The following is a 1,284-nucleotide window of genomic DNA, read 5'->3' as shown; positions in this document are numbered from 1 at the left end:
TTGTGTCCGCGTCCGATGGTACAGCAATCGTAACTTCATTGCTGTAGTCGGAGAAGTTCGGTTTCGCATCTTTTGCACGCACTTTGTACTTGTACGTCTTGCCCGCAACAACGGTGCTGTCGATGTATGTCGTTGCATTCACAGCAACAGTCGTCGTGTTTGCGCCTTCTGTACGAGTTACTTCATAGCCCTCAACTTTGATGTTGTCGGTCGAGGCACTCCAAGACAGTGTAACTGTCTTGGTCGTGCCTGTACCGAGGCTGCCTGCCAGGTTGGCAGGGATCGAAGGAGCGATTGTATCCGTTCCTTGCGGTTTCTCCCCAGCTTTCACTTGGCCTGCGCCGCCGTTAGCGCCAGGGATGTACGTGTTGTCGCCAACGTTGAAGAAGTAGTTCTTCTGGCCGTTGCTGTCCCATACATTGCTGCCGTTGTTGAAGCAAGCTTCAAGGCGGGTAGCCGTGCCGATATCGATCGTGATTTTCTTGTAGCCCGGGTTAAGCGGATCGTTCTCCATCTTCACGCCCGGAACTGCTGTCCACGTGCCGCCTTCAGCACGGTAGTGGATGTTGACGTTCGTCCAGCCCTCTTTGTAGTAGACCGTTACTTTGTTGCCTGGTACGTATACCGGTTTGCCTGGCGTTACGACGCCAGCGCTATACGTGTTGTCGCCTTTGTTGAAGAAGTAGTTCTTCTGGCCGTTGCTGTCCCATTGTCCGCTGCCGTTGTTGAATGCCGCTTCGACACGGGTAGCTGTGCTTGCTCCAAGGTCAATCGTGTACTTGGCATAGCCCGGAATTTCGGACTCTTCCATCTTCGCGCCTGGAGCAACGGTCCATGTGCCACCTTCAGGACGGTAGTGGATATAAGGTGTTGCAAATCCTTTTTTGTAGTAAACCGTTACCGTATTGCCGTTGTTGCTGCCTTGCTCAGTCGTTACGCTGATCTCATTGCTCGGATCGGAGGAGCTTCCTGCATTGCTCGTCGCGATCACTTTGTACGTGTACGCTGTTGCGCCCGTCAAGCCGGTATCCGTGTAGGATGTCGTCGTTGCCGTGCCAACCTTGCTGCCATTGCGGTATACATCATAGCCAGCGATGCCGGAGCTATGCGTGGATGCCTGCCATGTGAGCGATACGGTCTTATCTGTCTTGGCCGAAGAAGCCAGACCTGTTGGTGCTGTTGGTGCTACAACAGTTCCGCTATCATTCGTTGTAACTGTGATTGTGCTGCTGTCATCGGAAGATTGACCAGCGTTGCTCTTCGCAACCACTTTGTACGTATAAG

Annotated in this window: 1 protein-coding gene; it reads right to left on the bottom strand. The window is 53.1% G+C overall.

The window, feature by feature from the left end:
• On the bottom strand, window positions 1-1,284 hold a 1,284-nt coding region (locus tag K0T92_RS24485; RefSeq protein WP_281423193.1), incomplete at both ends, for a carbohydrate binding domain-containing protein.

It is taken from the genome of Paenibacillus oenotherae, from assembly GCF_019443105.1.
Lineage (GTDB): Bacteria > Bacillota > Bacilli > Paenibacillales > Paenibacillaceae > Paenibacillus_Z > Paenibacillus_Z oenotherae.
The sequence above is the reverse complement of the archived record's forward strand: the minus strand, read 5'-3'. Positions and strand labels throughout refer to the sequence as shown.